Genomic DNA, 26936 nt, shown 5'->3' with positions numbered 1-26936 from the left:
GTGGTCAAGTCGCGCAGGATCTGGAGTCGGAGGGACAGGGGATGACAGAGACCAATATCTACACGCGCCATTTGGACAAAAACCGGGCGAATTTCACGCCGCTTTCACCGCTCAGCTTTATCGAACGTACGGCGCAGGTCTATCCGGACTACCCGTCGGTGGTGTATGGCGCGCGCCGCTATACGTGGGCCGAAACCTATACCCGTTGCCGCCGTCTGGCGGGGGCGCTGAATGCGCGCGGTATCGGCGCGGGGGATACGGTGTCGATCATCGCCACCAATATCCCCGAGATGTATGAGGCGCATTTCGGCGTCCCCATGGCGGGCGCGGTTTTGAACGCGATCAACACCCGACTGGACGCGCCGGTTATCGCCTTCATCCTGAACCATGCCGAATCCAGGGTGCTGTTGGTTGATCCCGAATTTTCGGACGTGGTGGCTGAGGCGCTGAAACAGGTCGATCACGACATTCTGCTCATAGACATCGAAGACCCAAGCTTTGACGGGGGCCAGAGGCTTGGCAGCCTGACCTATGATGCGCTGCTGGCCGAAGGTGACGCGGATTACAACTGGTCGCTGCCGCAAGATGAATGGGATGCGATCACGCTGAACTATACCTCGGGGACCACGGGCAACCCAAAGGGCGTTGTGTACCACCACCGGGGGGCGGCGTTAAACGCGCAGTCCGATTTGCTGGACTGGGACATGCCACGGCATTCGGTCTATCTGTGGACGCTGCCAATGTTCCATTGCAATGGCTGGTGTTTCCCGTGGGCGATGGCGGCCAATGCCGGTGTTTCGGTCTGCCTGAGGGCGGTGCGGGATGAGCCGATCTATGCCGCGTTTCGCGATGAAAAGGTCACCCATTTTTGCGGTGCGCCGATTGTTCTGAACATGCTGGCCAACGCGCCGGATCACCTCAAGGATTTCGACCATCAGATCAAGGTGATGACTGCGGGCGCACCGCCACCCGCCGCGGTGATCGAAAAGATGGAGGGGATGGGGGTCGAAGTCACCCATGTCTATGGCCTGACCGAAACCTATGGCCCTTCGGTGGTCTGTGCATGGAAGGACGAATGGAACAGCAAAGACGCCGAAGACCGCGCCGCCCTGAAGGTGCGGCAGGGGGTGCGATACACGGCCTTGTCCGGGCTGATGGTGGCTGACCCGGACACACAGGACCCGGTGCCCGCCGATGGCCAAACCATGGGTGAGATTTTCATGCAGGGCAACGTTGTCATGAAAGGATATCTGAAGAACGCCGAGGCCACGGACGCAGCCTTTCGCGGTGGCTGGTTTGCCTCGGGTGATCTGGGGGTGATGCACCCGGACGGCTATATCGCGCTAAAGGACCGGTCCAAGGACATCATCATTTCGGGGGGCGAGAATATCTCATCGGTCGAGGTTGAGGATATCCTGTATAAACACCCGGCCGTGATGGATGCCGCCGTTGTGGCGCGGCCGGATGAAAAATGGGGGGAAACGCCCTGCGCCTTTGTTGAGCTCAAGCCTGATATCGCGGCGGACGAGGCCGAGATCATTGCCTTTTGCCGGGATAACATGGCCCATTTCAAGGCCCCCAGGACCGTCGTTTTTGGGCCGCTGCCCAAGACATCGACCGGCAAGATTCAAAAGTTCAAACTGCGCGATCAGGCGCGGGCGCTGGACTAGGTGTCCAGCCGGTCAAAGATCGACAGGTCAAGCGCCAGCATCTCGCCCATCCAGATGGCCCGGTCCCGATGATCCGTCAGATGATCGCCGGTTTCGGGGTGGGTGAAGATGGTCAGGCCCTGCCGGTTCAGCATCAGCCATGGGATGACCTGATCGAACACATCTGGCGCAAAACCCAGTTGGCAGCTCCAGCGGGGATGGGGGCCGACATTGCGGGTGTGTATCCGGCCCATTTGGACAGGAAACAGGCGCGTGGCCTCTTCGCAAAGCTGCTGTGCGGCGTCCTGCGTCTCGGCATCGAAATAGACATGGGCGTGATAGCCTGAAATCTCGGGCATAGTGTCCTCTTTCATCCGTTTCGATGAACCTAAGGCTTTGTGATGGGTGTTCCTATCCGCGCCCGCACACAAATCCTGTGCGCCGGTTCAGGTCGGGGCGTCGGCGTCTGGGTGGGCCGCGGCAAAGGCCGGGTGATCGGCGCAGGCAGTCTCGACGCTTAGAATGCGGGGCATGTCCGACAGGTCAACCTGCCAGCGGCGCGCGTTATACATCTGCGGCATCAGGCACAGATCGGCCAGACCGGGGTGTGCGCCGGTGCAATATGGGGTCTGTTCAAACCCGCTTAGCAGCGCCTCAAATGCCAACAGTCCGGGACGAATAAAGTGGCGCATCCAGTCGCCGGGCATCCCCTCGGCATCCCCGCTGAGCTTTGTGGCGAATTGCGCAACGGACAGATTGCAGACCGGATGCAGGTCGATGGCGATGGATTGCGCCAACGCCACGGCGCGTGCACGGTGCCCGGGATCGGCTGGCAGTAAGCCCATATCCCGGGTCTGATCCAGATAGTCGATGATCGCCAGCGATTGCGTCAGGCGCAAACCGTCGATCTCAAGCACGGGAACAAGCCCCTGTGGGTTGCGTGCCAGATGAGGGGCGGATGTCTGATCCCCGGCCCGCAGATCGACCGAAACGGCGCGATAGTTCAGCCCAGCCAGATTAAGCGCGATCCGCACCCGGTAGCTGGCCGATGACCGCCAGTAGTCGTAAAGGACAATCTCGGTCACAGCGTCAGGCGTCCTTTAGCGCGGCAGTGTGCAGGGCTTGCTTTAACACATCAGAGTTCCCGATGTGATTGGCCAGCACCAGCACCAGACGCGCATTCAACGCGTCACTTTCACCTTTTTCCAGCCCTTCATGCGTGGCCAGTAGATCGGCAAAGAAATCATCGGCGTCGTCAATATTGGGCGTGAGGATCAGATCGGCCATCTCGCTTACTCCTTACCGGTTGCCCGGCGGATCGCTTGCCGGAACGCGTTTTCTTCGTAGGTGTCGCGACGTGCGGCGACATGCTGATCGGGGCGGATCAGATAGACCCCGCTGCGGGCCTTTCCCAGATACCGGCGTTTCAGTTCCAGCGTCAGGTCATCCTTGACGGACAGGGCCAACCGCGTCACCTCGACCCCGTCCTCTTCGATGCTGTCCGGGGCGTCGGCGTCGATGGTCAGTAGGGTGAACTTACCTGCCAGTTTGGGCAGCAGGAACGCATCGCCCAGCGGCGCGTCAGGGCAGGCTGATCCGGGGCGTGTCATGTCGGGGCCATCAAGCGCATCCGCCGAATTCAACGATGAATCGTGATAGGTGCATGGCACGCTCAGCCTGCCGGAATTGACCAGCGGGCGCGCGAATTCATAATGCTCGCTCAGGTCAAGAACCGCGTCCCGCAACAGCCGCGACATCTCGGATTTGGGGGTGATGAATTCGGTTGAACTGGTGGATCTGGCGATATTCTCATCCGCTGCCTGAACCCGTTCGCGGCTGTAGCTGTCCAGCAAAATCTCGGGCGCTTTTCCCTCCAGCACCAGTTTCAGCTTCCAGCACAGGTTGTCGGCATCCTGCACCCCGGAATTGGCCCCGCGGGCCCCAAACGGGCTGACCTGATGGGCGCTGTCCCCGGCAAACAGCACCCGGCCGTGGCGGAACCGCTCCATCCGGCGGCACTGGAAGGTGTAGATCGACACCCATTCCAGATCGAACGCCACATCCTCGCCCAGCATCGCCTTGAGGCGCGGAATGACATTTTCGGGCTGTTTTTCGTAATCTTTGTCGATGTCCCAGCCCAATTGCAGGTCGATGCGCCAGACGTTGTCGGGTTGCTTGTGCAGCAGCGCTGATTGTCCACGATTGAAGGGGGGATCGAACCAGAACCAGCGTTCGGTCGGAAAATCCGCCTCCATCACGACGTCGGCAATCAAAAAGTTATCTTCGAACACACGGCCTTCGAAATCCAGCCCCAGCATCCGGCGCGTGGGCGATTGTGCCCCATCGCAGGCGATCAGCCAATCGGCCTCGATGTTATAGGGGCCTTCGGGTGTTTCGACTTCCAGTTTGACGAAATCGTCATGGGTGCCGACAGCCGCGACTTTGTTGCGCCCCCGGATTTCAATCGATGCGCCCTGATCCTGCAATTCATGGACGCGGTCCACCAGAATCTGTTCGAAATAATATTGCTGCAGGTTGATGAAAGCGGGGTTGGCATATCCGGTTTCGGGCTGAAGATTGAACTCATAAACTTTGCGATCATCGAAAAACACCTTGCCCGTATTCCACTGAACCCCGGTGTCAACCATTTGACGGCCACCGCCCAGACGGTCTGCGATGTCCAGCGTGCGCTGCGAAAAGCAGATGGCGCGGCTGCCAAAGCTGACCTTGTCGTTGTCATCCAGCACCACGACCTGGATGCCTTGTTGCGCAAGATCTATCGCGGCGGCCAGTCCGATCGGCCCCGCACCGATCACGATCACCTTATGCCGTACTGGCGTCGCTGTGTCCTGATCCGGGCTGCGTTCATAGGCGTAAAGTGGAACTTCGAAGATCTTGTTCATGGGCTCTGTCCCCCGATGCTTTGGCGGCGATGACGCAATATCTCCGGTCTATGGAAACGGCGTGCCGCACGTCCTGGGCCAATGGTTTCACTGATTGGCCCGGCGCAAAACGATCTGGATCAAATGCGCCGGGGTTTCCTTAGCCTTGCAGCGCCTCCCACATCTCAAGATCGCGTTGCGCGGTCCAGATGCGTGGGGTGTCGATGCCGCGCGCCTCGTCAAAGGCGCGGGCAACGTTGAAAGGCAGGCAATGTTCGTAGATCGCATAATCGGCAAACTTCGGGTCGCATTCCGCGCGTACCGCATCCCACGCCTCTTTCAGCGATCCGCCGCGGGCCGCGACTTTGGCAGCCGGGCGATAGGTGCTTTCGACGAAGTCGCGGGTGTTTTCGATGGCGGCGTTGACCATGTCCTTGCCAACTAGCGCATTGCCCCGGCCCGGTGCGATGGCGTCCACGTCAAACCACTTGATCTCGTCCAGGGTGTCGCCCCAGTCGCTGAAATGACCGTCACCGCAATAGCAGGCCGAGTGGTATTCGACGATGTCCCCGGTGAACATCACGTTCTGATCCGGCACATGGATAACAATATCCCCCGCCGTATGGGCGCGGCCCAGATGCATCAGGTCGATGCGGCGCTTGCCCAGATACACGGTCATCGTGTCGCTGAAGGTGGTGGTGGGCCAGGTCAGGCCGGGAATGCTTTCGTGGCCTTCGAACAGGCGTGGAAAGCGTTGGAATTCGCTGTCCCAGTCCTCTTGCCCGCGCTCCACGACCATGGCGCGGGCCATGTCCGACATCAAAATCTGCTGTGCCCCAAAGGCGCTGGCACCCAGCACACGGACCGCGTGATAGTGCGTCAACGCCACATGTGTGATCGGCTTGTCAGTGACCGAACGTACGCATTCGATCACCTTGTTGGCCAGACGCGGGGTCGCCTGCGCCTCGACGATCATCACGCTGTCATCGCCGATAATAACGCCCGAGTTCGGGTCACCCTCGGCGGTGAAGGCATACAGGCCCTCGCCAACTTCGGTGAATGAGATTTTCTTTTCCGACATGTCCCCCTGGGACGCGAATGCCTTGGCCATGATGGGTTCCTTATCGTGCGTATGGGTTTTCAAGGGCGGGCTGGACAGTGCCGACACATTCGCCAAAGCCCACGGTATAGCCGTCGCCTTTGGCGGCACCTTTCAGGGTCAGCGTGTCGCCATCTTCGATAAAGCTGCGGGTCTCGCCGCTGTCCAGCGTCAGCGGTTCTTTCCCACCCCAGCTAAGTTCCAGCAATGATCCGCGTTCGGGTTTGGTCGGCCCCGAAATCGTGCCCGACCCCAACAGATCGCCAGCGTTCATCGGGCAACCCGACGTGCTGTGATGGGCCAGTTGCTGTGCAGCGGAATAGTACATTTCCTTGTAGTTCGTCCGCGCAATGGTAGTGGCATCCCCGCCCTCTGGCGCCATGGTGATTGCCAGATCAATGTCATAGAGCATGGGACCGCAGTCCTTCAGGTGATCCAGCAATTCGAACTCACGTTTTGGCGTGTCACAGCGGAATGGGTCCAACGCGGCTTTGGTCACGATCCACGGGCTGATCGAGGTTGCGGTCGCCTTGGCCTGAAAAGGGCCCAGCGGCTGGTATTCCCACGCCTGGATGTCGCGCGCAGACCAGTCATTCAGCAAAACATAGCCAAAGATGTTATCATCCGCCTCTTGAACCGAGATCGGTCCATCGGACGGCGTGCCGACAATCGCGCCCATCTCAAGCTCGATATCGAACCGGCGGCTGGGCAGAAAGGCAGGCAATTCCTGATCGGGGGATTTCAGCTGTCCCCAGGGCCGGCGGATATCGGTGTCCGAGACCACAACCGACGACGCGCGGCCGTTATAGCCGATCGGGATATGCAGCCAGTTCGGCGGCAGTGCATTTTCCGGCCCACGGAACATTGTTCCAACGTTCTGGGCATGGTGACGCCCGGCATAGAAATCGGTGTATTCGCTGACCGCAAACGGCATATGCATCTCGGCGTCTTGCTGGGCGACCAGAAAGGGGGCGATCGCGTCTTGTTGGTCGGCGCCTTCGGCCAGCAGGGTGGTAAGCCGATCCCGCAGGGCGGCCCAGACGGCGGGGCCTTCCTCCATCAGCGGGTTCCAGAATGGCAGATCGAACAGAGGCTCATCCATCAGGGTAATCAAACCTTCGGCCTCGGCGGTCGAGACGTCCAGAATCATGTCGCCAATGGCCACGCCACATCTCGGGTCGGTTCCCGCTGTGGAAAAGACCCCGTAGGGCAGATTGTTCAACGGGAACGGGTGGGCTGCGTCATTAGCCGAAGCCACCCAGGATTTCATCAATGGCATCTTGTCTCCAAACCTGTGTCAGGGTCCAAGATTTTTCGTCGAAAAATCTTGGACCGCCAATAGAACCTATTTTTTGCCCGGTGTGCCGTCGAACTTCTTTTCAAGCGACGTCCAGCAATCGATATAGTCATCCTGCAACGGTGCCTCATTGGCGGCAAACGGTGTCAGGTGTTGCGGGAACCGGGTTTCGAACATGAAGGACATGGTATTATCCAGTTTGTCCGGGCCCAGATTGGAATTCGACGCCTTTTCAAAGGCGTCCCGGTCCGGGCCATGTGGCAGCATCATGTTGTGCAGGCTGGTGCCGCCGGGAACAAAGCCCTGCGGTTTGGCATCATACTGGCCGTAAATGTTGCCCATCAGTTCCGACATGATGTTCTTGTGGTACCAGGGTGGGCGGAATGTATCCTCGGCCACCATCCAGCGTTCGCGGAACAGGACAAAGTCGATATTGGCGGTGCCCGGTTGTCCCGAAGGCGCGGTCAGGACAGTAAAAATCGACGGATCGGGGTGATCGAACAGGATCGCACCGACCGGACAATAGGTGCGCAGGTCGTATTTATAGGGCGCGTAATTGCCGTGCCACGCCACCACGTCCAGTGGGCTTTGCCCGATCTTGGTGGTGTGGAACTGCCCGCACCATTTGACGGTCACAGTCGAGGGCACCTCGCGGTCTTCGAATGCAGCCACCGGCGCTTTGAAGTCCCGTGGATTAGCCATGCAATTCGCGCCGATGGGTCCACGGCCAGGCAATTCGAACTTCTGACCGTAATTTTCGCAGACAAAGCCGCGAGCGGGGCCTTCCAGCACTTCGACCCGGTACACCAGGCCGCGTGGCAGGATGGCGATCTCTTTGGGTTCTACATCAATGACGCCCAGCTCAGTGGCAAAGCGTAGGCGGCCTTCTTGTGGCACCACCAACAGCTCGGAATCGGCCGAGAAGAAATAGTCGTCCACCATGGATTCAGTGGCCAGATAGATGTGACATGCCATGCCGACCTGCGTGTTCACATCCCCGGCCGTGGTCATCGTGCGCATACCCGTCAGCCAGGTGAGACCTTCATCGGTATGCGGAACCGCATCCCACCGGTACTGGCCCAGGCTGACCACATCAGGATCGACGCAGGGGGCGGATTTCCAATAGGGCAGATCAATCTTTTCATAGCGATGCGAATGTTTGACGGATGGCCGGATACGATAGCACCACGTCCGTTCGGGCGGATTGGCGGTAAAAGCCGTCCCGCTAAGCTGTTCGCCGTACAGGCCATAATTGCACCGTTGCGGGCTGTTCATTCCTTGCGGCAGCGCACCCGGCAGGGCCTCGGTTTCGAAGTCATTGCCAAAGCCGGGCATATAGCCCGCTTGCGTACCAACCGGGGTGCTGGCCTGCGTCAGTGTATGCGGATCAGTCGGATGGTTCATCCAGTGTTCCTCCATTTGCTGCTTGTCGGATAATAGTTGATTTTGTAACTAACAAGTATGACAGAAGACAGTTTCGACAAAAAAGATGACTTTAATCTGCGTGATTTCCTGCCCTACCTGCTGAACCGCGCAGCCGAGGAAAGTTCGTTAGAGTTTCAAAAGGTCTACAAGGACCGCTATGGGATGCTGCGCACGGAATGGCGGGTGTTGTTCCATCTGGGCAATTACGGCGGGATGACGGCGAAGGAAATCGGTGACCGGGCCAAGATCCACAAAACCAAGATCAGCCGTGCAGTGCGCAAGCTGGAGCACCGACGTTACCTGTCACGCACGCGCAGCGAGACGGACCGTCGGGTCGAGCTTTTGCAACTGACCACCCCGGGGCAGTCAGTCTATCACGAACTGCGTGGCATCGCGGAACAATATGATGCGAAGCTTGCCGGGAAGTTCAGCAAAGATGAGACCGCTTTGTTGCGCAAAATGCTGCGACGGCTGGCGCATATGGGCTGAGCACTGGTAATTCGGTGCAATTGCCCCCAGATGAAATCCAATGCGGACACAGGAACGTGATATGACAGCCTCGGGCTCTGACGCGTCGAAATCAAGCGAATTGATCACCTGGTTGGTGACACGCGGCCTTGAAGGCGCTGACAAAGAAGAACTGCTGGACGGCTATTGCACCCGTCTGGTTGATTTGGGTGTTCCGCTGATGCGATTTCACGCGGCGCAGTCGGCGTTGCATCCGGTGTATGGCGGAACCGGTTATAGCTGGTATCAGGGACAGGGCGGAGAGTACAAGTCATTCGAATACTCGGAAGAACCCAATGAAAACTGGCAGCAAAGCCCCCTGTTCGCGATCCTGAACGAAGGGCTGGACTATATTCACGAACGTCTGGTCGATCAGAACGAAGCCAGCCGGTTTCCTTTGCTGAACGAACTGCGCGAGCGTGGCGCGACCGATTACTTTGCAACCGGCGTGGCAACCGACGTCCCAACCGACAACGGGCTAAGGGATGCGAAAAAGTCATTGGACGGGGTGTTGCTGTCCTGGACTTCAAATGCGCCCGAGGGGTTTGGAGAAGGCGATCTGGCTTTGATCCAAACGGCGCTGCCGCATCTGGGGTTGGCGCTGAAATCCGCAAACCATGCCCGGATTTCGCAGGATCTGATGCGTGTCTATCTGGGCCGCGACGCGGGCCAACGCGTGCTGTCGGGTGAGATTCGGCGCGGATCATTGCAACAGATCGACGCCGTGATCTGGAATTTCGACCTTGAAGGGTTCACCAGCCTGTCCGAGGAGCTGCCAGGACACGAGATCATCGACATGCTGAACGACTATCTGGCCGTTGCGGTCGATGTTGTGCACGCCTGCGGCGGCAGTATTCTGAAGTTCATGGGGGATGGTCTGATGGCCATGTTCGATGTGGGTGAGATTGATGCCGATGCCCGTGCTGCGTTGGCCGCAGTGACCAAGCTGCAAGAACAAATGGCCACGTTGAATGCACACCGTGCAGCCAGTGACCTGCCAGTATCCAACTATACGCTGGCCCTGCACGCGGGCGAGATTCTTTATGGTAATATCGGCGCGGAAAGCCGGTTGGATTTCACAGTGATCGGCCCGGCCGTAAACCAGACCGCCCGGATCGCAGGAATGCACCGGTCGCTTGGGCAGCGGATTCTGATCTCGGATGATGTGGCCCGTGCCGCGCAACCCGATGGCCAGGATTTGGTGTCAGTGGGGCGATACATGCTGCGCGGCGTGCCCGAACCGAAAGAGCTGTTTACGATTTACCGATAAAGCCGCTTTGCCCAAAGTCGCAGTGTAGGCTCCGACCATGATCTGTGGATTGGGATCGTATTGAAACGGCAGGCGCAGACCGGCTTTTGTCGTGATCCTTCAAAAATCGATTTCGACGCCCGGCAGGTTCAGTTCTTTCATCATGTCGCGCAGTTCCTGACGCGCGGCAATGTTCGAGATGTTCAGCTGTTTGACCCCGATATCCTTGAGGTCCAGCAGGGTCAAGCCGCGGGGGAACAGCTCACGGAAGATGACCCGCTCGGAAAAGCCCGAGGCGACGCGGAAGCCAATGCGCTGCGACAGCATTTCAATCGCCCGCTGCATCTTTTCCTTGTTGACCATGCGCTGCGTACCAACCCGGTTGCGCACGACAACCCAGTCGATTGGCTTCAACCCGGCCTGCGCCCGCAGCTGTCGCGCGTTCCACACCATTTCGGAATAGACCGACGGACCAAGGATTTTCTCACCCTTTGAATCGATCCGGGCCAGCAGGTCAAAGTCGATGAAACTGTCGTTCAGCGGCGTGATCAGCGTATCGGCCAAAGAATGCGCCACCTGGCTAAGCCGCGTGTGCGAGCCGGGGCAGTCGATCAGGATGAAGTCGCTGTCGCTTTCCAGCTCGGCCACGGCGGCCGACAGGCGATGGTCATAGATGTTCTCGCCGGGCTTCAGCTTGGCGGCGTCGATCTCGGGCAGGTCGTGGTGGCGGGGGCTGCGCAGGGCCACTTCGGACCCGTTCAAAAAGTTGCCGCGGTTTTCAAAGTACCGTCCAAGACTGCGTTGCCGCAGGTCCAGGTCCAGCGTGCTGACCTTGTGCCCCAGTCGCGCCAGCGCGGTGGCCACATGCATCGACACGGTCGATTTGCCCGCGCCGCCCTTCTCGTTCCCCACTACGATGATATGTGCCATGCCTGTATTCCCATGTCCCGCCGTGTTTAGCCACACGTTGTTACAGGCCACTATATGTTGTGGAACGCTGGAAGGGAAGAACCCCAAGCATTGTTGCAGTGTGATAATAGGCCCTGACTTGGAAAACCAAGGCGTGGGGGCGGGTTAGTCTGCGCGCTTGCCAAAATTACCGCCCTGTTTCACTGTTCTGGACAGCTGTTTGCGATAGGGGCGCCAAGTGGACCATATGTTTCTGAACGTTCTGAACGTGGTCCTGCCGGTACTGATCTGTGCTGGAATCGGATACGCGCTGGCCCTGATCAAAGCGCCGTTTGACAACAAGATCATCGGCGGGATCGTGTCCCGGGTCGGTTATCCGACGCTGATCATTTCGCATCTGTCGACCACCAAGATTGCCGTTGGCACGTTTCTGGATGTGATGGCTGCCGCCGCTCTGGCGATTGTCGGGTTTGGCGTGCTGGGGTTTGTTGCGCTAAAGGCGATGGGGTTGCCGGTGCGGGCGTTTTTGACGCCGTTGATGCATGGCAATGTCGGCAATATCGGCCTGCCGATCACCCTGCTGGCGCTGGGGGATACCGGCATGGCCTATACGATGGGGTTTGTAGTTGTTGTTCTGGTCAGCATCTTCACGCTGGGCATGTGGATTCCCGCCGGGGAATTCTCGGCCAAGAAGCTTGCAACGTCGCCCATAATCTACGCGGTGATCCTGTCCTTGATCCTGATGACCACCGGTTACAGGCTGCCGCAGCCCGTCGCCAAGTCTTTCGATATTCTCGGAGGGCTCTCGATCCCGCTGATGTTGCTGACGTTGGGCCATACGTTGGAGACATTGCAGATCAAAAACCTCAGCCGCGCGGTCTTGCTGACGGTCCTGCATCTGGTGATGGCGGTGCTGATTGCCAGCGGGCTGGTCTGGGTATTCGGATTTTCAGGGGCGGAACGCGGTGCGGTGATCCTGTGCTGCCTGATGCCGTCTTCGGTGGCGACCTACCTGTTCATTGATGAACACGTGCCGGAATACGGGCCGGATGTGGCCGGGTTCATTCTGGTGTCGACGCTGGCCACAATCATCGTGCTGCCGGTTGCTTTGTCCTATTGGGTTTGATGCGCACCCTATGCGTGACGGCGAAAATCGCTTAACTTCTGATAAGTTATGCCAAACAGCCACAGATACAGGGCCAGGTGATGAGCGACCAAAGCGCAGCGGAAACAACGCAGGACGGGCGCGCGCGCACCGTATTGGCGATGACGGCGATCTGTATGATGGTTGTCGGCTTTAACACCACCGCCGTCGCGACCATTTTGCCAAACCTGAAGGCTGAATTCGACCTGACCCTTTCGGGACTGCAATGGGTGATGGCAACTTATACCGTGGCCAGCGCCACACTGGTTACCATCGTCAGCCGTCTGGGCGATATCACCGGCAAGATGGGCGTATTTTTCGTTGGAATGATCGTCTTTGCCTTCGGATCAGCCTTGGTCTTGATTGCGCAGGACGGGGCCATGCTGCTGGTTGGTCGCGGGGCGCAGGGGGCCGGGGCGGCGGCCCTGTTCGGCACCTCGCTGTCCTTGCTGACGGCGGCCACCCCCGAGGCGCAACGGGCCAGCGTCACCGGGGCCTGGGGTGCCGTTGTGGGATTGGCAATCGGCGTCGGACCAATCGTAGGCGGCGCCTTTGCGCATTACATCAGCTGGCGGGCTGTTTTCGCGACCGATCTGGTGTTGCTTGCCGCGGCCTTTGCCATCGGCCTGCACGTCAGCAAAAGGAAATACGTGCCCGATACCCGCCTTGCCGGGGCCGAATTCGACTATCCCGGTGCGTTTGCATTGCTGTTGTTTCTTGGGCCGTTGTCTTTTGCCCTCAGCAATGGCGAGAGCAACGGCTGGGCCACGCCGCTCACGTTGGTCCCGTTGGGCGTGGCGGCGGTGGCAACTGTGGTTTTGGTTATCGTCTCGCGCCGCAGTGACGACCCGCTGATCGAACTGCGTTATTTCCGGCATCCCCGGTATTTCATGGCCGCGGCGGGCATGTTCATTACCGGCTTTACGCTGTTCTGCTTCTTTGTGTATTTCAACACCTTCGTGCAGTCGCCGGATGCGTTTGGCTATAGCTCGATCGGGGCGGGGCTGTCGATCATGCCGCTCAGCCTCAGCATGTTTGTTATCTCGGTCACCGCGCCCCGGTTTCTGGCCCCCTACAGTTTTCGATGGCCCATTGCGTTTGGCCTGGGGGCGATGTCGGTTGGTTTTCTGCTGCTGATGACGACCACGAATTCAACGCAATATGCCGGGATATGGTGGAAGCTGATGATCGTTGGGGTTGGTCTGGGGATTTGTTTCTCACTGCTGCCGCGCCTTGGCCTGCGACTGCTGCCCGAAGAACACGTAGGGCAGGGATCGGGTGTGATCAATGCCTGCCTGTATTTCGGGGCCACGCTGGGCGCTGTGGTCGGCGGCCTGGCCGAGGCCATCACCACCCGTCGGGGCCTGTCCGAGGTGATCGACGCCTTGCCGACCGGTTCGACCCAACGCGCGGATCTGGCCCACGCGCTAACCCATGGCACACCCAGTCAGATACAGCAGTTGCTGGCAGGTATGGATCCGCCGTCCAGCGTTGCCTTGGCCAAAGCCCTGCGGGATTTGCTGGACAACGCCTTTGACAGCGCCATGTTGGTTGCGGCGGTTATGGCGCTGGTTGGGATGGTGCTGGCGCTGTTGCTGTTACGCGGCCCGGTGCCGCCCGTTCACAGCGCGGCCGATCTGGTGCGTGGATCGAAATGAGGCCCCTTGTAAGGCCGAGATCACTGAGAGTATGGGCGGGATCGTTTATCACCGCGCATTATTGGCCATGGCTGGTGTGTAATTCCAGCAGCAAACTGGAAACGGCGACTTCACCAAAGCTGCATCGAACAAAGCGTTGATTGAGTGGGTTTTGCAAAAATCTTGAAGTTACAGTTGAGTGCCCAACAAAAAAAGGCCGCCCTGAAGGAGCGGCCTTTCGCATTCGAAACAGATCTGGCTTAGAAACCCAGGCCTTCGTATTTCTTCTTGAACTTCGACACGCGGCCGCCGGCGTCCAACAGGCGCGACGAACCACCGGTCCATGCAGGGTGCACAGAGGGGTCGATTTCCAGAGCCAGCTGGTCGCCTTCGGCGCCCCAGGTGGATTTCATCTGAACGATGGTGCCATCGGTCATTTTGACGTTGATGACGTGATAATCGGGATGGATGTCTTTTTTCATCTTTCCGCTCCTTACGCCTCGGCGCCAGCCTTGGGCTTGTAGTTGGTGACTTCTGCGATACGTGCGGATTTACCACGGCGCGAACGCAGGTAGTACAGTTTGGCGCGACGGACGCGGCCACGGCGGACAACGGTGATGCTGTCGATGTTGGTCGAATACAGCGGGAACACACGCTCCACGCCTTCGCCAAACGAAATTTTGCGCACGGTGAACGCACCGGCGATGGTGCTGCCGCCTTTGCGGGCGATGCAGACGCCTTCGTAATTCTGCACACGGGTGCGCGACCCTTCGGTCACTTTAAAGCCGACACGGATGGTGTCACCGGCTTTGAAATCGGGGATGTCTTTCCCCAGGGCGGCAATCTGTTCCGCCTCTAGCTGTGCGATCAGGTCCATCGCAGTTCTCCTATCTGCTCGTGGTTGGTCCACGAAGTTTGGGCACGGCCTGAGAGCTCTTGGTCTTCACCGGGTCCTGCGTGCAGCCCGCCAGAGGTCAGATCGAATGTTCCTTTGATCCGGTCCGCCCCGACACGCCGCGGCCGAAGAAAGCCGGGTGTTGCGCCATGATGCAAACCAAAACACCGGAGTCGCAATTTGCGGCACCGGATTGCCGTCGTTTAAGGGCTTTATGTGCGGGGATCAAGCCTAAATCGTGATAAATCCCTGGTGTGGGCGGTGGGGTTTCGCCACTGACAAACAACACTGTTGCCTTGTGCGCCGGATCAGGCATTCTGGACGTAATTATAAGAGCAGAAATTCGGAACAGGAACAGATTATGCGCGCAGCATTGATGCTGGCCGTTATGGCCTTTGCGACCCTGTCATGCGGTCGCAGCAGCCCTCCGCCACAACAGGTCGAGGCCAAAGCTTTTCTGGACACGACATCGCCTTCGGTGATTTTTCCGGCCTTTGGCGACGCCGACCCTCACGACTGGGAGGGGCGGCATCCCGGCCACTATCCTGTGCATGGGCTGGACGTGTCGCGCTGGCAGGGGCCGATTGACTGGCACAGGGCCAAGACGTCCGGCGTCAGTTTCGTGTTCATCAAGGCGACCGAAGGCGGGGATGTGGCCGACCCCTTGTTTGACGACCACCGCCGCGGCGCACAGGCGGCGGGCGTGCCGTGGGGAGCATATCACTATTACTATTTCTGCCGCCCTGCCCATGAACAGGCCCGCTGGTTCATCGAAAATGTGCCCAAGGGGGGTGACCTGCCGCACGTATTGGATATGGAGTGGACGCCCCATTCCAAAACCTGCACCCTGCGCCCGGATGGCGCGACCGTCCGGGCCGAGGCGCAGCGTTTTCTCGATATCCTCGAACGTCACTATGGCCGCCGACCGATTGTCTACACGACCGTGGATTTCTATGGGGATACGGACATAGCCCGCCTTCCAAAAACCGAGTTCTGGCTGCGTTCGGTCGCCGGACATCCGCGCAATGTATACCCAAAGGCGGCCTGGCGATTCTGGCAATACACGGGCACCGGGCTGGTGCCCGGCGTGCAGGGGAAAGTTGACATCAACACCTTCAACGGCCCGCCTGAAATCTGGGCACGCTGGAAGGCGGGGGGTTACTGAACCCTAGTCAGACCGTAAGCTTCGATTTTACCGCCATCGACCAAATGATCCAGTCGGCGAGCCCGCTCTGCCTCTGTGGTATTGCGCAGCCACGCGGATTCATTTGGTGTCAGTTCGCGGCGCTCAAATCCGCGTTCGGTAAGGCAGCGGTCCACCTGATCATACTCGCCCTGGGTGCGCAGCTCGTCCTGCACCAGCATTGTTCCAACCGTGCCGGGCAAAATGCCAAATAAAACGATATTGGTCATATACCCGCCGATAACGGCACTGTTGCCTCCCTCATCCGATTGGCCCGTGCAGAAATGCACTGCCTTTCTTGCGGAGTTCAGATCATGACCGGCTTTTGAGGGAACTGACATTGTCAGGGGTTTTGCTGTGCAGGCAGAAACTGCCAGCAGGGCGGCAAGCCAAATTACTTTCATCTATGTAGCCTGTATTGATCGTTGCTATCGAAATTTAGGTTCATCTATAGATGAATATGTACAACGTAGTTCTTCGAAAAGGCGAAATTGACAGAGCTTGAAAACTGCGCCCCAAAGGCAACAGAAATGCTGATCAATCCTGCTGCTCTGTCCGGGTTCTGCAAAAAATGTCCCACAAATCGGGCCGCCGTTCGCGGGTGATCTGTTCCGACATGTCGTGACGCCATTCGGCAATGCGCCCGTGATGGCCGGACATCAGCACTTCGGGGATCGGGCGGTCTTTCCACTCGGCCGGGCGGGTGTATTGCGGATGCTCCAGCAGGCCCGAGGAAAAGCTCTCATCTTCGGCCGAAGCCTGATTGCCCAACACGCCGGGGATCAGTCGCACCGTCGCGTCAATCAGTGCCTGCGCTGCGATCTCACCGCCAGTCATGACGAAATCGCCCAGTGAAACCTCTTGAACACCATAATGTTCCAGCACGCGCTCATCGACACCCTCGAAACGGCCGCACAGCAGGGTCATGCCGTCGCAATGCGCAAGGCTTTGCATCATGTGCTGATCCATCCGACGGCCCCGGGGGCTGAGGTAGATCAGCGGCCAATTGCCTTGTACACCCACCATCGTGTGCTCGATCGCTTCGCCCAGCACGTCGGCGCGCAGCACCATGCCCGCGCCGCCGCCTGCGGGCGTGTCATCGACATTGCGGTGCTTGCCGATGCCGAACGGACGCAGATCAACGGTTTCCAGTTGCCACAGCCCCTCCTGCAAGGCTTTGCCGGTCAGGCTTTCACCCAACACGCCGGGAAAGGCCTGCGGAAACAGAGTGATGATCTTGACCTTCCACACGCCATGCAGATCGGGAGTGGGCGTCATCAACTCTCGGGGTTTCAGGGTGGGGCGGATCGCCTTGCGACCGTGGGATTTGCTGGGCTTGTCTGTCATCTTGTGCCGATCAGCGCATGTCTTGCGCGTTTGATAATCGCCGTCTTTTGCCGGATCAGCGCAGCCTCGTCCAGCCGTGAGCGGTTCAGGTCCAGCAATTCAGCCAGAACGTCTTCGGGCAGGCGATTGTTGACTTTGGTGGGTGGCACCAACAGGCGAGCCTTGTCGCGGGGCAACTTAAGATACTCGGCAAAGGGCGTGCCGGGACCAAAGCGCCGCAGTTGAAGATCTTCCAGCCATTCTTCCTGTACCGTGACAGAGGGCAGTTTTTCCCGGATTCTGGCAACCGTATCCTCAAGCGGGGGAAGGTGATCCAGTTCCGCGCGAAAGGTCTCAATATCACGAACCTGCCGCATGTGTTCCAGGTCATGTGCCCACAAGTTGCGCAGCCAGCTACCACGCTGACGCAGGGACAGGTAGACGGTGATATCGACCTCTTGCCCGGACAGGCGGTGGCGGATCGCGTCCACCAGACAGGCGGCAAGTTCCGGTGCCGCCGCATAGCCCTGTTCCGCATTGCGGCTGGGGCGTAGACCCGAAAAATTCTCTTCGCTGACAATCAGGCCGCGTTTGTCGCCGAAATCGAGTGAGTCCAGAAAAGTACGAATCTGAGTGCCAAATTTGGACAGGGTGCCAACCGTGCCATAGACGGAATGGTTGGTAGCTGCCCGCGACAGGCCCAAGTCACGTGTTCGATAAGGCAGAACCAGTGCGAAATGTGGCCAGATCAACGCGCGGTTTTCATAGAGAAAGGACTGTGCAGCCGTGGTGCCGGTTTTATGAAACCCCAGATGCAGCAGTACCCGTCGCATCAGATAAGACCCTCGGGCGGGTCGGCGACGATACGGCCCTGCTCCAGATCGACGGTGGGCACGGAGTCCAGCGTAAAGGGTAAAAACACCGTGGTTTTCAAACCCTCCCCGTGCAGTTCCAAAAGGTCTGCCGCGCCGTGGTTCTGTACGGATTTCACGCGGCCCAACAGTATTCCACCGGTATCGTACACCGCCAACCCGATCAGGTCGGCGTGATAGAATTCATCATCCGGCAGCGACGGCAATTGATCGCGCCGCGCAAACAGGCGTAGGCCGTTTACGGCGTCCGCTTGTTCCTTGGTCTCGACGCCACCCAGACGCGCGGCAAAACCGTTCTTGACCGGGCGCGTCAGCACCAGCGGATAGCGTTCCGTGCCCGCCTCATCGGTCAGGGGCGAGTACGCTTCGATATCCTCGGGGATGGCGCAAAAGCTTTTCAGCCGCACTTCGCCGCGTACGCCGTACGATCCGGCAATGCTGCCCACGCAGATCAGATCACTCATTTGACCGTTCCATCATACATAGCCCGTCCTGCCATTGCCCATGCTCGGCACAGGCCTCGCGCTGGTTGCTGCGTTCAAAGAACACGCCGACAATAAAGGCGATCATCAAAAGAATAGGAAGCCGTATCAACCCGAACATCAGCTATCGCACCTCAACCGACAAACTGTCGTCGCGGCATTCCCAGCCGACGCGTTCCAGTTCGGGCGTATCTGAAAGACCCTCGGGCCAGCCGATACAGAAGTAACCAATCAGCCGCCAATCGTCCGGCACGTTCAGGTCACGCGCCAGCTGGTCGGGGTCAAGAATAGACACCCAGCCCAGCCCCACCCCTTCGGCACGCAGGGCCAACCAGAACAGGGTGATGGCGGATACGACCGAATAGCGGCGCATCTCGGGCATTGTGTTTGCGCCCAATCCCAGCCCCTTGTCGGTGGCATCATCACAGAACACGGCCAACTGTACGGGGGCTTCCTGCATCCCGGACAGTTTCAACCGGCTGTAAAGCTGCGCTTTCTCACCGGAATACCCGTCCAACGCTTGCGCGTTGGCGGTCTGAAAATTCTCAAGCGCGGCAGCGCGCGCCGCCTCGCTTTCGACGCGAATGACGCGCCAGGGTTCGCTTAACCCCACCGAAGGGGCCAGCCGAAACGCGTCGAGGCAGCGCGTCAGCACTGCCTCGTCTATCGCGTCGGTGCGAAACCGGCGCACATCGCGCCGGAGCCGCATCAACAGGTCGAACTGCGTGCGAAAATCGTCGGTGAAAGCCTGATTCTGCACGCGCCCGCCTGTTTATTCTTCTGCAGCCGCTTCTTCAGCCGGTGCAGCAGCCGCTTCGGCAGCTTCAGCAGCCTTGGCCGCTTTTTCTTCCGCGCGTTCCTGAGCTTTCTTGCCCGGGGTACCCTTGTTGGGGTTGCTGCGCTCGGCCTTGTCACGGGTGCCGGCTGCTTCCAGCATACGTGCGATCCGGTCGGTGGGCTGTGCGCCCTGGTCCAGCCAGTACTGAACGCGCTCGACGTTCATTTTCACGCGCTCTTCGCTGTCTTTGGGCAGCAGCGGGTTGTAGGTGCCCAGCTTTTCGATGAAACGGCCGTCGCGCGGCATGCGGCTGTCAGCAGCCACGATGCGATAGAAGGGACGTTTTTTCGAGCCGCCGCGGGCGAGACGAATTTTCATTGCCATGGTGGTATCTCCTTTGGATGGCGTGTGCCGGGGCATTCCCGGCTATTCTTGGTATTCTTTGAACCCTAGGTTCACTCTTGGTGTTTCCTGTGGTGCCGGATGACTTCCTGAATGATGAAATTCAGGAAAGCCTTGGCGAAATCAGGGTCCAGATCGGCCTGTTTCGCCAGATCTTCTAACCGTGCGATCTGCGCCGCTTCGCGCGTGGGATCGGACGGGGGAAGGTCGTGTGTCGCCTTGAGCTTGCCAACGGCCTGCGTGTGCTTGAACCGCTCACCCAGCGTATAGACAAGGATCGCGTCCAGCCGGTCGATGCTTTCGCGATGCTCTTTCAGCAGCGCGGCGGCCTGTGTCACGGGGTCGGTCATTGGCCGGTCCTCTCAGCAGTCAAGGCGGTGTGGGTCATGCGTAGGCCTCCATGCCGCCATTCACCAGATCGGCGGGGGCAGGGTGGCGCCAGATTTCGGTGGTGCCAAATTTGGGGTGTTCGTAGTGATAGTCGAACTGCGCGTCCAACCGCTCGGCCACGGCTTTGCTGGCGTGGTTTTCCGGGTCGATCAGCGAAATCGCGGTGTCCCAGCCCAGAACATCATAGGCATGTGCCCGTGCGGCCAATGCGGCCTCGGTTGCATAGCCCTTGCCGGTGGCCGTGTTCATCAGGGTCCAGCCGATTTCACGCTCAGGCCAGGCTTCGGGAAACCACAGGCCGACGCGACCGACATAGGTGCCAGTGCCCTTTTCCTCGACGCCCCAGAAGCCATATCCGCGCAGGGTCCAATGACCCAAAAGCATTGCGATCAAGCGCCAGGTTTCATCTCGGCGTTTTCGCCCACCGACGAATTCCGACGCGTCACTGGCGTAGAACTCTGCCTCTGCGTCCAGATCAGCTTCGGACGGCGCGCGCAGGATCAGGCGCTCGGTCTCAAGCCGGGGGATATGATGGGCGAAGGCGTTCACTTACTTTTTCTTCCCAAACCCGCTCAGACCCGGGGGCAAGGCCATGCCGCCGCCCATTCCGGGCATGCCGGGCATCTTGCCGCCCATCGCCTTGGCGGCCTGTTCCAGCGCCTTGGGATCCATGCCCGCGGCCATATCTTCGGGCGAGGGTCCGCCTTTGCCGAACATGCCTTTCATGGCCTGTTTCAGCATCTTGCCTTTGCCCATCTTGCCCATCTTTTTCATCATGTCCGACATCTGCCGGTGCATCTTGAGCAGTTTGTTGAGGTCGCTGACCTCCATTCCCGAACCGGCTGCGATCCGCTTTTTGCGGCTGGCCTGCAACAGCTGCGGGTTGGCACGTTCGCGTTTGGTCATCGACTGGATCATGGCGATCTGGCGCGTGAGCACCTTGTCGTCCATGCCCGCCTCTTCGACCTGCTTGGCCATCTTGCCCATGCCCGGCATCATACCCATCATGCCCTGCATGCCGCCCATCTGGATCATCTGTTCCAGCTGCATTTTCAGGTCGTTCATGTTGAACTGACCTTTGACCATGCGCTTCATCATGCGCTCGGTCTGTTCCATCTCCATCGTTTCCTGGGCTTTTTCGACCAGGGCAACGATGTCGCCCATGCCCAGAATACGACCGGCGATCCGGTCCGGCTCGAAGGTTTCGAGCGCGTCCATCTTCTCGCCCAGACCAACGAAGCGGATCGGCTTGCCGGTGACCGCGCGCATCGACAGCGCCGCACCGCCGCGCCCGTCACCGTCCATCCGGGTCAGAACCACGCCTGAGATGCCGACCTTGGCGTCGAACTCTTCGGCAACCTCAACGGCGACCTGACCGGTCAGGCCATCGACCACCAGCAGAGTTTCGCGCGGATCAACCGCGTTGCGGACCTGTTCGACCTCACCCATAAGCACTTCGTCGATGTGCAGACGGCCGGCGGTATCCAACATATAGACGTCGTAACCACCCAGCGTCGCCTGTTGCTTGGCGCGCTTGGCAATGTCGACGGGTTTTTGGCCGGGAACGATCGGCAGCGTATCGACGCCAACCTGAGTGCCCAGAACGGCCAGCTGATCCATCGCCGCCGGGCGATAGACGTCCAGCGAGGCCATCAGGACCTTTTTGCCTTCTTTTTCCTTCAGGCGCTTGGCCAGCTTACCGGTGGTGGTGGTCTTACCCGAGCCCTGCAAACCGACCATCAGGATCGGGGCAGGCGGGTTGTCGATCTTCAACGCACCGGGATCATCCTCGCCGCGCAGCACATCAACCAGCGTGTCGTGCACGATCTTGACGACCTGCTGGCCGGGTGTGATCGACTTGGTTACCGCCTGACCCGTGGCCTGATCCTGCACCTTTTTGACGAATTCACGGGCGACGGGCAGCGAGACGTCGGCCTCAAGCAGGGCAACACGCACTTCGCGCAGGGCGGTTTTGACGTCTTCTTCGGACAGGGCACCCTGTTTGGTCAGCCGATCAAAGACGCCAGAGAGGCGTTCGGATAGATTTTCAAACATGCCTGCGGCCTCCTTAGCCGGTTTAGATGTGGCACCACCTAGTTAGGGGGCACCGGTTAAATACACAATTGCCCCCTCCCACTGAATTAGACGTGGGGGTAATGCCAAATGGCATTGCCCCCACGGGCGAAACTCGCTGGTGGGGGGCGATCCCTGAACGACTCAAGGGACCGGAAGATCGAGAGGCTTCCGGATGTTTGGGGCGATTTAGGCTGATTGGCTGTCCGAGTCAACCTCATGTGCGGGTAACCAATCGTTGACGGCATCCACCATACGTTTCGAGCCGCCGCCGTTCGAGAACGCCTCGGTTATAGGATGACGGCCCGTGCTCATGCCTTTGTCGAGGATCAGAACAGGGCGGTACAGGGTAGATGACCCCTTGTTGCTGCGCGAAATGGTGCTTTCCAGTTCCGCATGAGACAGGTTGGAAAGAGCATGTTCCACCGCCTCATGCCCAAAAATGGATTGGCGTTGGATCAAAATGCTGTCCTTGCTGCGGTCCAGTATGACCTGCACCCGCCGGACGAACGCGAAAAAAAACCCGACGCCAAGGCCGCCACCGACCAGCCCGAACAGCAGCCCTAACCAGATACCTTTTCCGCCCTCGCTCATCAGGAACAAGCCGAGGCCGACAAAGGTCAGTACGAAGAAGATAAGCGTGATCCCGATGAACCATGGCGTGTCGGACAGGATCAGTTGATCGGCTGAATTGCGGGTCACTTTCATGACCGCACGCTAGCACCAGCTTGCCGCCCTGTCCCGACTTGAATTTCCCGTCCCGTTGCGCGATGACCACGTGAAAGAGGGGGTTAGCCATGGACGCATCATCCGCATTTCAGGACACATTGCCGCTCAGTTCCGACGCGCTGTTGGCGCGGGTTGACGAATGGGGGCTGACCTATCGGCTGCATACCCATGTGCCCCTGCGCACGGTCGAGGATGCCAAGGCGGTTGAAGATCAGTTCATGGTGCCGGGTGAGAACGCGCTGCGCCTTAAGAACCTGTATCTGCGCGACAAGAAAAAGCGCAATTATCTGGTGACGCTGGAACAAAGCCGCGAGATTGATCTTAAGGCTCTGGCGGCTGAACTGGGGATTGGCAACCTGTCCTTTGGATCAGCGGATCGGTTGATGCAGAACCTTGGTATCCGCCCCGGCGCGGTCAGCCCTTTGGCGATGATCAACGGGGTGCAGAACGACGTGCGGTTTTTCATGGATGCCGCCGCGCAGCACGCGGATGCCATCTATATGCACCCGCTGGTCAACGACCGCACCATTGCAATGGCGCGCGACGATCTGATGGCCTTCTTCGACAGGATCGGGTGCGAGGTCACCTGGCTGCCCTGATCAATCGCTCAGGGCCTCTGCCAGTGCAGCCGCGACATGTGCAGCCGAGGGGTTGATGAACAAGTGGCCATCCGCCCGAAACACCGGATCGTCCAGATGATCGGGAAAGGCCAGCGGCAGCTCGGTACAGGCCAGCAGAATGGCGGTTCCGGGCGTGGCGTGACGGTTGCAAAAGGCCAGCAGGCGGCCTCGCGCCGTGTCTGATGCCCCGCCATAAAAGTCGCTGTCGATCATCGCCTGCATTTCCGCGATTTCCGGGTCGGGCAGGCGGGCATTTGCGGTGACGCCTTCCCGGGCCAGACAATCGGCGTAATTGCTGGCCTGCATGGTGACGGTTGTGCCTAGCACCAGCGCCTGTGAGGCCCCGCATGATGCGGTAACCTCGGCGGTGGCGTCGAAAATGCTGAGGATGGGCATCGAGACACCCTGACGGATCGCGTGCAGCCGGGCGTGGGGCGTATTCGATGCGATGATCCCGAAATCGCAGCCTGCGCGTTCCAGCGTCAGCAACGCATCGCGAAACACCGCATCAAACGCCGCCCAGCTGCCCTCGTCCCCGGCCACGCCGCGCAGGGCACGGGTTTTGGCCTGCGTCACGGATTCGATAGTCATCGGCGGGATCGGCAGGGGCGAGCCATGGCCGCGTTCGGCAAAATACCGGCTCGCGCCTTCGGCAATCGCCCGGTAGTAATCTACGGTCGAGGCCCAGCCCACGCCACCCAATATCCCGATCTTCTTCACCTGAAACGCCCAGCCTGCCAATTCCCTTGCAGGTACAGACTGGACGTTTCGAGGGGCAAAATCCAGAGGTGTCAGGCCGCCAGTTCCGAGACCGCCTTGTGGGCAGTGTTCAGCGCCGCTTCGGCATCCAGTGCCATCTGATCCGCGGCGACGATATCGACGTCCTGAATGCCGACAAAGCCCAGCACGTGACGCGCATAGCCGGTGGCAAAGTCGATATCCGACCCGACCTGCGTGCCGCCGGAGGCAACTGCCAGAACGGCACGTTTGCCCTCCAGCAGCCCCTTGGGTCCGGTTTCAGAATATGAAAACGTCAGCCCGACGCGGGCGATCAGGTCAATCCACGCCTTGAAGGCCGCAGGGACCGAAAAATTGTAGATCGGCAGCCCGATTACGATGGTGTCCGCGCGCTGAAGCTCATCCACCAGCTCATCCGACAGGGTCAGGCGGTCGCGCTGTACGGCATCGCGCTGATCAGCGGGGGTGAAATTGGCGGCGATCCAGTCTTCGGTCACCTGCGGCAATGCGCTGGCAAGATCGCGTCGAATGATGCGATCCGCGCCAAGATGCTGAACGATCCGCTGGGACAGGTCGCGTGTGGTCGAGCCGGACCGGCGGGCCGAGGCGTCGATATGGAGGATGGTTTTGGTCATTTCACCGAAGTCCTTTTAAAAGGGGTTTTACGTCTGCGGCCAATATGGATGTTGCGTGAGTGAACAAAACTCGGCTACATCAACATTGATTGTTGGAAATTGCACAGAAGATATTTGGCCATGGATAATTGGGACGAAGTGAGAACCGCCTATCAGGTGGCCCGCATGGGCACCGTCAGCGGCGCGGCCGAGGTGCTGGGTGTGCACCACGCGACGGTGATCCGCCACATCGACGCGATCGAGGCGCGGCTGGGTGTCAAACTGTTCCAGCGTCACGCACGCGGCTATACTTCGACCGAGGCCGGAGAGGACCTGCTGCGCGTGGCGCAGGCCACCGAGGATCAGTTCAACCAACTGGTCGGGCGGATGAAGGGCCGGGGTGACGACGTCTCGGGCGAATTGGTGGTGACGTCGCTGGCCTCGCTGGCACCACTGGTGGTTCCCGTGCTCAGCGAGTTTCAGCGCCTGCATCCGGGGCTGATCGTGCGGTACCTGACCGGAGACCGCCTGTTCCGGCTTGAATACGGCGAGGCGCATGTCGCCATCCGGGCCGGATCAGCCCCTGACCAGCCAGACAATGTGGTGCAGCCTTTTATCACTCAGGAAGTCGGGCTTTTTGCCAGCGCGTCCTATATCGAGCGTCATGGCAAACCTTCAGGTGTTGCGGATTTCGGCAACCATTTCTTTGTCAGCACCGATGATGAAAACAGCCGCGCGCCATTTTCCCGCTGGTTGCGTGCGACAGTACCGGCGGAAAACATCACCTTCCGCTGCACCAACAACTTCTGCATCCGCGAGGCGGTCTCGTCAGGGGCCGGGATCGGCTTCATGGCCCGGTGGGAGGCCGCCCGCGATCCCAATCTGGTCGAGGTGATAGACCCGATGGCAGAATGGTTCGGAAACCTGTGGTTGGTCACCCATGTGGATCTGCACCGCACAACCAAGGTTCAGAGTTTTCTGAGCTATCTCAAGGATCAATCCAAAGGCTGGTTGGCGTGACCCCTCAGGCCCGTGGCCATCTGGCGATGCTGGTGTTTTCGGCGCTGGTCGCGGGCAGCTTTTCGTTGGGGTCGCTGATCGCGAACCAGATTGCGCCCGAGGCGATCACGGCGGCGCGGTTTCTGATCGCGTCGGTTGTGATCGGGGTGGCGGCGTTGATGACGACCGGCCTGCCACGCAGTGTGGCGCAGGCCCCGTGGCGCTATCTGGTGCTAGGTGGGTTGTTCGCCAGCTATTTTGTGCTGATGTTTCACGGGCTGAAAACCGCGCCGCCCGTTAGCGCCGCCGCTGTGTTCACGCTGACCCCGGTGATGTCGGCCGTGGCGGGGTGGGTGCTGCTGCGGCAGATCACGACGCCGCGTATGGGCCTGGCGCTGACGGTCGGCGCCGTTGGCGCGCTGTGGGTCATTTTTCGCGCGGATTGGCGGGCCTTTGCGGCCTTTGAGATCGGCGGCGGCGAAATCATCTTTTTCTGGGGGTGTGTGGCCCATGCGATCTATACGCCCATGGTGCGCAAGTTGAACCGGGGTGAACCGGCCGTAGTCTTCACCTTTGGCACGCTCGTCGCGGGGTGCCTGTTGCTGACCCTGTATGGCTGGGCCGATATTCGCGCGACCGACTGGGTCAACCTGCCGCTGATCGTCTGGGTCGGGCTGCTCTATGTCTCGATCTTTGCGACGGCGGCCAGCTTTGTACTGGTGCAATTCGCCACGCTGCGTCTGCCGTCGGCCAAGGTGATGGCCTATACCTATCTGACGCCCAGCTGGGTGATCTTGTGGGAAATCGCGCTGGGCCAACAGCCGCCCGCCTTATTGATTTTTGTCGGCGCAATTCTGACCGTTGTGGCGCTGCTGCTGCTGCTGAAGGCCGAGGATCAGCACCGCGTCCCGGCACAATCCGCGCCAGAGTGACACTTGCTTTCGCGCCGTTATGTGTAAGCCTTGGTTCCAGACAACACACGGGCACGTAACAATGAATCCAGCAATATCCTGATCACAGCGGCGGGATTGACCGCT

Annotated in this window: 32 protein-coding genes; 9 read left to right on the top strand and 23 right to left on the bottom strand. The window is 59.5% G+C overall.

The genetic code is table 11. The features are described from left to right. Positions 1–41 precede the first annotated feature (41 nt). On the top strand, positions 42–1670 hold the full coding sequence (locus JT51_RS09855) for an acyl-CoA synthetase (RefSeq protein WP_037311307.1): 1629 nt from the start codon (positions 42–44) through the stop codon (positions 1668–1670). Here the strand turns inward: JT51_RS09855 and JT51_RS09850 are convergent. From JT51_RS09850 to hmgA, 7 genes are all read right to left on the bottom strand, one after another. Continuing rightward, positions 1667–2008, bottom strand: coding sequence for a DOPA 4,5-dioxygenase family protein (locus JT51_RS09850; protein WP_037312080.1), 342 nt, complete (start codon positions 2006–2008; stop codon positions 1667–1669). The genes JT51_RS09855 and JT51_RS09850 overlap by 4 nt on opposite strands. Before the next feature lie 87 nt (positions 2009–2095). Beyond that, on the bottom strand, positions 2096–2734 hold the full coding sequence (gene maiA / locus JT51_RS09845) for a maleylacetoacetate isomerase (protein ID WP_037311306.1): 639 nt from the start codon (positions 2732–2734) through the stop codon (positions 2096–2098). Positions 2735–2738: 4 nt separating this feature from the next. After that, a complete protein-coding gene (locus JT51_RS09840; protein ID WP_037311304.1) occupies positions 2739–2936 on the bottom strand; it encodes a DUF2783 domain-containing protein in 198 nt (65 codons plus the stop codon). A gap of 5 nt (positions 2937–2941) precedes the next feature. Next, on the bottom strand, positions 2942–4552 hold the full coding sequence (locus JT51_RS09835; protein ID WP_037311301.1) for an FAD-dependent oxidoreductase: 1611 nt from the start codon (positions 4550–4552) through the stop codon (positions 2942–2944). 139 nt (positions 4553–4691) lie between these two features. After that, on the bottom strand, positions 4692–5642 hold the full coding sequence (locus JT51_RS09830) for an MBL fold metallo-hydrolase (RefSeq protein ID WP_037311298.1): 951 nt from the start codon (positions 5640–5642) through the stop codon (positions 4692–4694). Positions 5643–5652: 10 nt separating this feature from the next. Beyond that, positions 5653–6909 carry a fumarylacetoacetase gene (gene fahA / locus JT51_RS09825; RefSeq protein ID WP_037311294.1) on the bottom strand — a complete coding sequence of 419 codons (1257 nt, stop codon included), beginning with the start codon at positions 6907–6909 and terminating at the stop codon, positions 5653–5655. A 66-nt stretch (positions 6910–6975) separates the two neighbouring features. Beyond that, complete coding sequence (hmgA, locus tag JT51_RS09820) at positions 6976–8331, bottom strand: homogentisate 1,2-dioxygenase (protein ID WP_037312077.1); 1356 nt, start codon at positions 8329–8331, stop codon at positions 6976–6978. Between the two features lie 57 nt (positions 8332–8388). On the opposite strand from hmgA, the gene JT51_RS09815 reads away from it, so the two are divergent. Beyond that, the gene (locus JT51_RS09815) at positions 8389–8841 is read left to right on the top strand and encodes a MarR family winged helix-turn-helix transcriptional regulator (RefSeq protein WP_037311292.1); all 453 of its coding nucleotides are present in this window, start codon (positions 8389–8391) and stop codon (positions 8839–8841) included. 40 nt (positions 8842–8881) lie between these two features. Continuing rightward, positions 8882–10129, top strand: coding sequence for an adenylate/guanylate cyclase domain-containing protein (locus JT51_RS09810; protein ID WP_235216143.1), 1248 nt, complete (start codon positions 8882–8884; stop codon positions 10127–10129). A gap of 99 nt (positions 10130–10228) precedes the next feature. Here the strand turns inward: JT51_RS09810 and JT51_RS09805 are convergent, their stop codons facing one another. Beyond that, entirely contained in the window at positions 10229–11038 is an 810-nt protein-coding gene (locus tag JT51_RS09805; protein ID WP_037311290.1) for a division plane positioning ATPase MipZ, read from the bottom strand. A 226-nt stretch (positions 11039–11264) separates the two neighbouring features. Here JT51_RS09805 and JT51_RS09800 point away from each other — a divergent pair, with 226 nt between their 5' ends. Next, entirely contained in the window at positions 11265–12143 is an 879-nt protein-coding gene (locus tag JT51_RS09800) for an AEC family transporter (RefSeq protein ID WP_235216160.1), read from the top strand. Positions 12144–12223: 80 nt separating this feature from the next. Further along, a complete protein-coding gene (locus JT51_RS09795; RefSeq protein WP_037311285.1) occupies positions 12224–13819 on the top strand; it encodes an MFS transporter in 1596 nt (531 codons plus the stop codon). 239 nt (positions 13820–14058) lie between these two features. On the opposite strand, the gene rpmE is transcribed toward JT51_RS09795, so the two are convergent. After that, entirely contained in the window at positions 14059–14280 is a 222-nt protein-coding gene (gene rpmE / locus JT51_RS09790) for a 50S ribosomal protein L31 (protein ID WP_037311282.1), read from the bottom strand. A gap of 11 nt (positions 14281–14291) precedes the next feature. Further along, the gene (gene rplS, locus JT51_RS09785; RefSeq protein ID WP_037311279.1) at positions 14292–14675 is read right to left on the bottom strand and encodes a 50S ribosomal protein L19; all 384 of its coding nucleotides are present in this window, start codon (positions 14673–14675) and stop codon (positions 14292–14294) included. A gap of 379 nt (positions 14676–15054) precedes the next feature. Between rplS and JT51_RS09775 the strand changes: the two genes are divergently transcribed. After that, positions 15055–15858, top strand: a complete 804-nt coding sequence (locus JT51_RS09775) for a GH25 family lysozyme (protein ID WP_037311273.1) — start codon at positions 15055–15057, stop codon at positions 15856–15858. On the opposite strand, the gene JT51_RS09770 is transcribed toward JT51_RS09775, so the two are convergent. The 11 genes from JT51_RS09770 to JT51_RS09725 form a co-directional block, all read right to left on the bottom strand. Then, positions 15852–16280 carry a hypothetical protein gene (locus JT51_RS09770; RefSeq protein WP_037311270.1) on the bottom strand — a complete coding sequence of 143 codons (429 nt, stop codon included), beginning with the start codon at positions 16278–16280 and terminating at the stop codon, positions 15852–15854. The genes JT51_RS09775 and JT51_RS09770 overlap by 7 nt on opposite strands. Positions 16281–16413: 133 nt before the next feature. Next, on the bottom strand, positions 16414–17223 hold the full coding sequence (gene trmD / locus JT51_RS09765; RefSeq protein ID WP_037311268.1) for a tRNA (guanosine(37)-N1)-methyltransferase TrmD: 810 nt from the start codon (positions 17221–17223) through the stop codon (positions 16414–16416). Next, positions 17220–18035, bottom strand: a complete 816-nt coding sequence (locus JT51_RS09760; protein ID WP_037311266.1) for a hypothetical protein — start codon at positions 18033–18035, stop codon at positions 17220–17222. Before JT51_RS09760 ends, trmD begins: the two co-directional genes overlap by 4 nt. Next, positions 18035–18538, bottom strand: coding sequence for a ribosome maturation factor RimM (rimM, locus tag JT51_RS09755; protein WP_037311263.1), 504 nt, complete (start codon positions 18536–18538; stop codon positions 18035–18037). Before rimM ends, JT51_RS09760 begins: the two co-directional genes overlap by 1 nt. Beyond that, a complete protein-coding gene (locus tag JT51_RS22100) occupies positions 18531–18677 on the bottom strand; it encodes a hypothetical protein (RefSeq protein WP_200876078.1) in 147 nt (48 codons plus the stop codon). The genes rimM and JT51_RS22100 overlap by 8 nt, the downstream gene beginning before the upstream one ends. Positions 18678–18680: 3 nt before the next feature. Continuing rightward, positions 18681–19316, bottom strand: a complete 636-nt coding sequence (gene bluB, locus JT51_RS09750) for a 5,6-dimethylbenzimidazole synthase (protein WP_037311260.1) — start codon at positions 19314–19316, stop codon at positions 18681–18683. A 12-nt stretch (positions 19317–19328) separates the two neighbouring features. Next, positions 19329–19718: a 30S ribosomal protein S16 gene (gene rpsP, locus JT51_RS09745; RefSeq protein WP_037311258.1), complete on the bottom strand. Its 390-nt coding sequence runs from the start codon at positions 19716–19718 to the stop codon at positions 19329–19331. A gap of 71 nt (positions 19719–19789) precedes the next feature. After that, entirely contained in the window at positions 19790–20086 is a 297-nt protein-coding gene (locus JT51_RS09740; RefSeq protein WP_037311255.1) for a chorismate mutase, read from the bottom strand. Positions 20087–20120: 34 nt separating this feature from the next. After that, positions 20121–20675, bottom strand: a complete 555-nt coding sequence (locus tag JT51_RS09735; protein WP_037311251.1) for a GNAT family N-acetyltransferase — start codon at positions 20673–20675, stop codon at positions 20121–20123. Further along, complete coding sequence (gene ffh / locus JT51_RS09730) at positions 20676–22181, bottom strand: signal recognition particle protein (protein WP_037311248.1); 1506 nt, start codon at positions 22179–22181, stop codon at positions 20676–20678. 207 nt (positions 22182–22388) lie between these two features. Continuing rightward, entirely contained in the window at positions 22389–22907 is a 519-nt protein-coding gene (locus JT51_RS09725) for a hypothetical protein (RefSeq protein WP_037311245.1), read from the bottom strand. An 89-nt stretch (positions 22908–22996) separates the two neighbouring features. Here JT51_RS09725 and JT51_RS09720 point away from each other — a divergent pair, with 89 nt between their 5' ends. Beyond that, on the top strand, positions 22997–23527 hold the full coding sequence (locus tag JT51_RS09720) for a prolyl-tRNA synthetase associated domain-containing protein (RefSeq protein WP_037311243.1): 531 nt from the start codon (positions 22997–22999) through the stop codon (positions 23525–23527). Here the strand turns inward: JT51_RS09720 and JT51_RS09715 are convergent, their stop codons facing one another. Further along, positions 23528–24268: an aspartate/glutamate racemase family protein gene (locus JT51_RS09715; RefSeq protein ID WP_037311240.1), complete on the bottom strand. Its 741-nt coding sequence runs from the start codon at positions 24266–24268 to the stop codon at positions 23528–23530. It abuts the gene before it with no gap. 71 nt (positions 24269–24339) lie between these two features. Continuing rightward, a complete protein-coding gene (locus JT51_RS09710; RefSeq protein WP_037311237.1) occupies positions 24340–24921 on the bottom strand; it encodes an FMN-dependent NADH-azoreductase in 582 nt (193 codons plus the stop codon). 120 nt (positions 24922–25041) lie between these two features. Here JT51_RS09710 and JT51_RS09705 point away from each other — a divergent pair, with 120 nt between their 5' ends. Both JT51_RS09705 and JT51_RS09700 read left to right on the top strand, forming a co-directional pair. Further along, positions 25042–25920 carry a LysR family transcriptional regulator gene (locus JT51_RS09705; protein ID WP_037311235.1) on the top strand — a complete coding sequence of 293 codons (879 nt, stop codon included), beginning with the start codon at positions 25042–25044 and terminating at the stop codon, positions 25918–25920. Next, positions 25917–26831, top strand: a complete 915-nt coding sequence (locus tag JT51_RS09700; protein WP_037311233.1) for a DMT family transporter — start codon at positions 25917–25919, stop codon at positions 26829–26831. The genes JT51_RS09705 and JT51_RS09700 overlap by 4 nt, the downstream gene beginning before the upstream one ends. The last annotated feature ends 105 nt before the right edge of the window (positions 26832–26936 follow it).

It is taken from the genome of Ruegeria halocynthiae, assembly GCF_000743705.1.
Lineage (GTDB): Bacteria > Pseudomonadota > Alphaproteobacteria > Rhodobacterales > Rhodobacteraceae > Ruegeria > Ruegeria halocynthiae_B.
The sequence above is the reverse complement of the archived record's forward strand: the minus strand, read 5'-3'. Positions and strand labels throughout refer to the sequence as shown.

Bases quoted from the DNA above. Each gene is read 5' to 3' on its own strand.
- JT51_RS09855 (WP_037311307.1), top strand. From the start codon at position 42: ATGACAGAGACCAATATCTACACGCGCCATTTGGACAAAAACCGGGCG.
- JT51_RS09850 (WP_037312080.1), bottom strand. From the start codon at position 2,008: ATGCCCGAGATTTCAGGCTATCACGCCCATGTCTATTTCGATGCCGAG.
- JT51_RS09840 (WP_037311304.1), bottom strand. From the start codon at position 2,936: ATGGCCGATCTGATCCTCACGCCCAATATTGACGACGCCGATGATTTC.
- JT51_RS09835 (WP_037311301.1), bottom strand. From the start codon at position 4,552: ATGAACAAGATCTTCGAAGTTCCACTTTACGCCTATGAACGCAGCCCG.
- JT51_RS09830 (WP_037311298.1), bottom strand. From the start codon at position 5,642: ATGGCCAAGGCATTCGCGTCCCAGGGGGACATGTCGGAAAAGAAAATC.
- fahA (WP_037311294.1), bottom strand. From the start codon at position 6,909: ATGCCATTGATGAAATCCTGGGTGGCTTCGGCTAATGACGCAGCCCAC.
- hmgA (WP_037312077.1), bottom strand. From the start codon at position 8,331: ATGAACCATCCGACTGATCCGCATACACTGACGCAGGCCAGCACCCCG.
- JT51_RS09815 (WP_037311292.1), top strand. From the start codon at position 8,389: ATGACAGAAGACAGTTTCGACAAAAAAGATGACTTTAATCTGCGTGAT.
- JT51_RS09810 (WP_235216143.1), top strand. From the start codon at position 8,882: ATGCGGACACAGGAACGTGATATGACAGCCTCGGGCTCTGACGCGTCG.
- JT51_RS09805 (WP_037311290.1), bottom strand. From the start codon at position 11,038: ATGGCACATATCATCGTAGTGGGGAACGAGAAGGGCGGCGCGGGCAAA.
- JT51_RS09800 (WP_235216160.1), top strand. From the start codon at position 11,265: ATGTTTCTGAACGTTCTGAACGTGGTCCTGCCGGTACTGATCTGTGCT.
- JT51_RS09795 (WP_037311285.1), top strand. From the start codon at position 12,224: ATGAGCGACCAAAGCGCAGCGGAAACAACGCAGGACGGGCGCGCGCGC.
- rpmE (WP_037311282.1), bottom strand. From the start codon at position 14,280: ATGAAAAAAGACATCCATCCCGATTATCACGTCATCAACGTCAAAATG.
- rplS (WP_037311279.1), bottom strand. From the start codon at position 14,675: ATGGACCTGATCGCACAGCTAGAGGCGGAACAGATTGCCGCCCTGGGG.
- JT51_RS09775 (WP_037311273.1), top strand. From the start codon at position 15,055: ATGCGCGCAGCATTGATGCTGGCCGTTATGGCCTTTGCGACCCTGTCA.
- JT51_RS09770 (WP_037311270.1), bottom strand. From the start codon at position 16,280: ATGAAAGTAATTTGGCTTGCCGCCCTGCTGGCAGTTTCTGCCTGCACA.
- trmD (WP_037311268.1), bottom strand. From the start codon at position 17,223: ATGACAGACAAGCCCAGCAAATCCCACGGTCGCAAGGCGATCCGCCCC.
- JT51_RS09760 (WP_037311266.1), bottom strand. From the start codon at position 18,035: ATGCGACGGGTACTGCTGCATCTGGGGTTTCATAAAACCGGCACCACG.
- rimM (WP_037311263.1), bottom strand. From the start codon at position 18,538: ATGAGTGATCTGATCTGCGTGGGCAGCATTGCCGGATCGTACGGCGTA.
- JT51_RS22100 (WP_200876078.1), bottom strand. From the start codon at position 18,677: ATGTTCGGGTTGATACGGCTTCCTATTCTTTTGATGATCGCCTTTATT.
- rpsP (WP_037311258.1), bottom strand. From the start codon at position 19,718: ATGGCAATGAAAATTCGTCTCGCCCGCGGCGGCTCGAAAAAACGTCCC.
- JT51_RS09740 (WP_037311255.1), bottom strand. From the start codon at position 20,086: ATGACCGACCCCGTGACACAGGCCGCCGCGCTGCTGAAAGAGCATCGC.
- ffh (WP_037311248.1), bottom strand. From the start codon at position 22,181: ATGTTTGAAAATCTATCCGAACGCCTCTCTGGCGTCTTTGATCGGCTG.
- JT51_RS09725 (WP_037311245.1), bottom strand. From the start codon at position 22,907: ATGAAAGTGACCCGCAATTCAGCCGATCAACTGATCCTGTCCGACACG.
- JT51_RS09720 (WP_037311243.1), top strand. From the start codon at position 22,997: ATGGACGCATCATCCGCATTTCAGGACACATTGCCGCTCAGTTCCGAC.
- JT51_RS09710 (WP_037311237.1), bottom strand. From the start codon at position 24,921: ATGACCAAAACCATCCTCCATATCGACGCCTCGGCCCGCCGGTCCGGC.
- JT51_RS09705 (WP_037311235.1), top strand. From the start codon at position 25,042: ATGGATAATTGGGACGAAGTGAGAACCGCCTATCAGGTGGCCCGCATG.